Source organism: Planctomycetota bacterium, assembly GCA_016872555.1.
In the GTDB taxonomy this organism is placed as follows: Bacteria; Planctomycetota; Planctomycetia; order Pirellulales; family UBA1268; genus F1-20-MAGs016.
The window spans coordinates 1-5,240 of the sequence record VGZO01000105.1 but is presented as its reverse complement, the minus strand read 5'-3'; the positions used below and the strand labels follow the sequence as shown (position 1 = coordinate 5,240).

Below are 5,240 nucleotides of genomic sequence, written 5' to 3'. Positions count from 1 at the left end.
CGCGCCCACCTGTCGGGCCTGCCAACCACCGCCGACGCCGTGCTTGCCGACCTCGCTGAGCCGCTCGCGCGAAACTGGCGCGGGATCGTGACGGGGGACGTGGCGGTCGCCGGGGGGTGACCTTCCCCCTCCACCGGGCCAATCGTAGCCATGCTGTCCGGCCCTCGGCCACGGTGCCGTCATCACTGCCCTCCGGAAATGGTGCCCCGCGGTGGAGAACCGCACCCAAGAAGCCTCGGGGTCCCCGCCCGCTTAGGTCGCGTCTGCCATGGCCGCACGGTTTACTCCGCAAAACCCTCGCGGCCGCCGCCCGGCTATCGCAGCCGCAGTGCCGGTGGTATCGCCCCATTGCGCAGCCCCACCGCCGCGCCCCCGCGCCGGCTCCCCCTCGCCCGCTCACACATACGCCTCCGCCGTTTCCGGCGGGGCGGGGCCGTATTTCAGCGGGGCCATCGTGAAGCTCGCGCGGCCCTGGCTCACGCTGCGCACCGCCGCCGAATAGCCGAACATGCTCGCCAGCGGCGCTTCGGCAGTCAGCACCGTCACGCCACCGCGGATCTCCGTCGCCGTGATGATCGCCCGCCGCTGCTGGAGATCGTTGATCACGTCGCCGAGATGCTCCTCCGGCACGCTCACCTCGACCCGCATCACCGGCTCCAAGAGCACCGAGCCGGCTGCCGCGAGGAGCTTGTCGATCGCGTCGGCCGCCGCGATCCGGATCGCCACGTCTCCCGGCGGCGGCTCCGGGATCGGGCTTGCGAGGACCACGATCCGCACGCCCCACAGCGGACAACCCTTGAGCCCACCGCGCTCGGCACTCTCGCGGACCGCCTGCGTCATCGTCGCCGCGATCTCGCCGAGCGACTCCTCCTCCGGAAACCACCCCTGCTCCACCACCACCGGCCCCTGGTCGGAGGTCGGCTCGGCCCGGAGCGTGACGGTGGCGACGAGCGTTTGGCCCGCCACCTGGCGATTGGCCTGGCCGACGGCCGGCGCGGCGCGCTCGATCGATTCCTTGTAGCTCACGCGCGGCTTGTGGACGCGGCACTTGAGCTTGAAGTCGCGCTCGAGGCGATGGCGGATCACCTCGAGGTGCAGTTCGCCCATCCCCGAAATCAGCGTCTGCCCCGTCTCCTCGCTCTCCACGGCCCGAAACGTCGGATCTTGCCGCTTCATCATGTCGAGGACGTCGGCGAGCTTCTTGCGCTCGAGGCTCGTCTCCGGCTCGATCGCCATCGAGATCACCGTCTCGGGGAAGGTGATCGTCTCGAGCACGATCGGCGCCGCCGCGTCGCAGAGCGTGTCGCCGGTCACGCTGGCGCGCGGGCCGATCACGCCGACGATGTCGCCGGCGGTGCAGCTCTCGATCTGCTCGCGCCGGTCGGCCTGCACGCGCCACACCTGCGCGATGTTTTCCTTCTTCTGCTTGAGCGGATTCCAGGCCCGGCTGCCCGCCTCGAGCGTGCCGGAGTAGACGCGGACGAAAAACAGGTCGCCATGCTTCTCGGCGAGGATCTTGAACACGAGGCCGGCGAACGGCGCCTTCGGATCGGCCTTGCGCGCGATCGTGACCGGCGTCTTTTTCGTCGGGTCGAGCCCCTCGACGGGCGGCACGTCGGCCGGGCTGGGGAGGTAGCGGGCGACGGCGTCGAGCACCGGTTGGACGCCGATGCAGTCGAGCGCCGAGCCGCCGAGGATCGGCACGACCTTGCGGGCGAGCGTCGCCTGACGGATCGCACGGTGGATCACGTCGACGGGAATCGGCGAATCGCTCATCGCCAGCTCGGCGAGCTCGTCGGAAAAGTCGAACAACGTCGAGACGAGCTGCTCGCGCCACTCGGCGGCAAGGTCGGCCACCTCCGGCGGGATCGGCCCGGCCGTGAAGGCTTCGGCCGGTGCCGCGGCGGCGAGGGCTTCGTCGCGCGGCGGGTAGGTGAGGAGCTGCATCTCGACCAGGTCGACCAGGCCGCGGAACGGATTGGTCACGTGCGGCGGGCCGATCCCCAGCGGCACCTGGAGGACGAGCGCCTGGGCGCCGAGGCGCTTCTCGATCTGGTCGATCGTGCCGAAGAAATCGGCCCCTTCGCGGTCGAGCTTGTTGACCAGGGCGACGCGGGGCACGTGGTATTTGTCGGCCTGGCGCCAGACCGTTTCGCTCTGCGCCTCGACCCCTTCGCGCGCGGAAAAGACCACCACCGCGCCGTCGAGCACGCGCAGGCTCCGCTCCACCTCGGCGGTGAAGTCGACGTGGCCGGGGGTGTCGATGAGGTTCACCGTCACGTCGCGCCACCGGAAGCTCACGGCGGCGGAGTAGATCGTGATCCCGCGCTCCTGCTCCTCGGGATCGAAGTCGGTGACGGTCGTGCCGCGGTCGACGTCGCCGAGGCGATGGCTGGTCTTGGTGAAGAACAGCATCCGCTCGGTGAGCGTGGTCTTGCCGGCGTCGATGTGGGCGACGATGCCGATGTTGCGGATCGTGGCCAGGGGGGCGGTCATGGAACCCCTCGGGGAAAACGGTCGCGGCGCCGGCCGCCCGGCGTCACATCCGCCGGACGGTGCCGATGCCGAGCAGGTCGAGCCCCTTGCGGAGGACGCGGCCGGTGAGGTCGGCAAGCGCCAGGCGGCTCGTGCGGCTGGGCTCGTCGGCCTTGAGGATCGGGAGGGCGTCGTACAACGCCGAATAGCGGCCGGCGACGTCGTACAGCCAGGCGGTGAGCAGGTTCGGCCGGTAGTCGGCCTCGACATCCTCGAGGACCTCGCCGAAGCGGAGCAGCGCCAGGGCGAGGGCCCGTTCCTTCGGATCGGCCAGCGTGATCGCCGGCGCCGAGCGCCGCAAGGCCGCGCGGTCCACGCCCCCCTTGTCGAGCACCCCCTCGACGCGGGCGACCGCATACTGCATGTAGGCGGCGGTGTTGCCCTTGAGCTCGAGCATCTTGTCGTAGCTGAAGACGTAGTCGGTGGTGCGGTTCTGGCACAGGTCGGCGTATTTGATCGCCCCGATGCCGACCGTCTCGGCCACGTTCCGCCGCTCCTCCTCCGCGAGCCCTTCGTCGGCGGCGATCACCGCCAAGGCGCGCTCGACCCCTTCGTCGAGCAGCGATTCGAGGCCCACGGTGTCGCCGGAGCGCGTCTTGAACGGCTTGCCGTCGTCGCCGAGGACGGTGCCGAAGGCGACATGGACGAGCGCCACGCGGTCGAGACCGGGCAGCCCCCAGCGCGCCGCGGTGCGGAACAACTGGTCGAAGTGCTGCCCCTGGCGGTGGTCGACGACATACAGGATCCGATCGGGCCGCCAGTGCTCGAGGCGCCAGCGGATCGTGGCCAGGTCGGTGGTGGCGTAGAGGAAGGCGCCGTCGGCCTTGCGGACGAGAAACGGCGGCTTGTCGTCGCCGTCGAGGAAGATCCCCGTGGCGCCGCGGCTCTCGCGCGCCAGGCCGCGCCGCTCGAGATCGGCGACGACGTCGGCGAGGAACGGCTGAAAAAAACTTTCGCCGAGCCAGTGGTCGAACGACACGTCGAGGCGGCTGTAGAGTCGCTCGATGTCGGCCAGGCAGGCGGGCATGAAGCGCTGCCAGAGGGCGCGGTTTTCCGCGTCGCCGGCGTGGAGCTTGGCCGTCTCCTCGAGCACCTCGCGGCCGGCGTCGGGATGGCGGGCGGCGAGGTCGGCGGCGGGCGGATCGGCGGCGAGATCCTCCGGCTTGGCGTCGGCGACGTTGCGCACCAGCCGGTACAGCCGCCCCAGCTCGGCGGTCGGGTCGGCGGCGAAGGCGCCGTCGTCGCGGCAGTGCTTCCAGCCCCAGATGATCATCCCGAACTGCGTGCCCCAGTCGCCGAGATGGTTGTCGGTGATGACGCGGTGGCCGCGAAACGCGAGGATCCGCGCCAGGGCGTCGCCGATCACGGTCGAGCGGATGTGGCCGACGTGCATCGGCTTGGCGACGTTGGGCGAACTGAAATCGACGACGATCGACTCGGGCCTGGCGACCAGTGGCACGCCGAGGCGCTCATCGACGAACGCCGCCGAGATCGCCGCCGCCAGGGCGTCGTCGCGGACGCGGACATTGACAAAGCCGGGGCCGACCGGATCGCCCGGCGGCGTGAACGCGGCGGAAAATCCGGGTGTGTCCGCAAGGCGCGTGGCCAGCTCGACGGCGACGTCGCGCGGCTTCTTCCCGACCTTCTTGGCCAGCCCCATCGCCAGCGTCGCCGAGTAGTCGCCAAACTTCGGATCGGCCGCCTCGCGGACCTGATCGACCAGGCCGGGCACGTCGCCTGCCGCGATCGGCAGCGCCCCGTCGGCGCTTGCGGCTGCCAGGGCACCGGCGAAGGCCCCGCGGAGGCGGTCGCGAAACGTGCCGGGCGAAGCGCCTGCGGCCACTCCGTCGGCAGTCACGGCCGCGCCCCCGCAGCCGGCAGGGAGACGCGCCGCGCGTCGCTCCACAGGTGCTCGATGTCCCAGTAGCCGCGGGCGTCGGCGTCGAACAGATGGACGACGACATCGCCGTAGTCGAGCACGATCCAGCGCCCCTCCTCGTAGCCCTCGCCGCCGCGCTTGTGGTCGTGGAGATCGTGGCCGACGACCTTCTCGATCTCGTCGGCCATCGCGTGGAGCTGCCGCCGGCTCGAGCCGGTGGCGACGACGAAATAGTCGAACATCGGCGTCAGGCCGCGGAGATCGAGGACGCAGACATCGGTCCCGCGCGTCTCCTCGGCGATCCGCGCCGCGGCCAGGGCCAGCGTCCGCGAGCGGCCGCCGCCCTCGTCCCCGCCGCCGGCCGTGGCTTGGGCAGGCGATCGCTCGGCAGAGCTCGACGACGTCACGACAGCGGTTCCATGCAGGAAATGGAGGCAGACTCTGGGCAGCGAGTGGCCGCGGGAACATCTCCCGCGGCCGCAGTCTACCTCCACCGGCCAGGGGCGTCGCCCGCGCGGCGCCGCGGCAGCGATCACGCCGGCGCATGCCGGTGGGCGGCCAGCGCCAGCCCTTCGAGGACCAGATCTGGCCGCTCGATCGCCTCCGGCAGGGTGTCGCGGAGCATGCCCCGGCCGCCGCCGGTGAGGTACAGCGCCGCCGAGCTGCCGACGGCGTCGCGCGAGCGATCGACGAGCGTGCGGATCGCCCCGCGGAGCCCCCAGCCGATGCCGACTGTGATCGCTTCGGTCGTCGACCGCCCCGGCGGGGGCGGCGGGGCATCCAGCGGCGTGTGGACTTCCGGAAGGAGGCTCGTGCCGGTGGCCAG

At 71.3% G+C, this 5,240-nt stretch carries 3 protein-coding genes; all 3 read right to left on the bottom strand.

The genetic code is table 11. From position 1 onward, the window contains the following. Positions 1–396: 396 nt before the first annotated feature. From fusA to rsfS, 3 genes are read right to left on the bottom strand one after another with little or no spacing between them, the layout of a single operon-like run. A complete protein-coding gene (gene fusA / locus FJ309_17075) occupies positions 397–2,496 on the bottom strand; it encodes an elongation factor G (GenBank protein MBM3956286.1) in 2,100 nt (699 codons plus the stop codon). 43 nt (positions 2,497–2,539) lie between these two features. After that, positions 2,540–4,378 (bottom strand): arginine--tRNA ligase, encoded by a 1,839-nt coding sequence (gene argS, locus FJ309_17070; protein ID MBM3956285.1) that lies wholly within the window; start codon positions 4,376–4,378, stop codon positions 2,540–2,542. 11 nt (positions 4,379–4,389) lie between these two features. After that, positions 4,390–4,821: a ribosome silencing factor gene (gene rsfS / locus FJ309_17065; protein ID MBM3956284.1), complete on the bottom strand. Its 432-nt coding sequence runs from the start codon at positions 4,819–4,821 to the stop codon at positions 4,390–4,392. Positions 4,822–5,240: the final 419 nt, after the last annotated feature.

Coding starts and splice junctions, on each gene's coding strand:
- fusA (MBM3956286.1), bottom strand. CDS start 2,496: ATGACCGCCCCCCTGGCCACGATCCGCAACATCGGCATCGTCGCCCAC.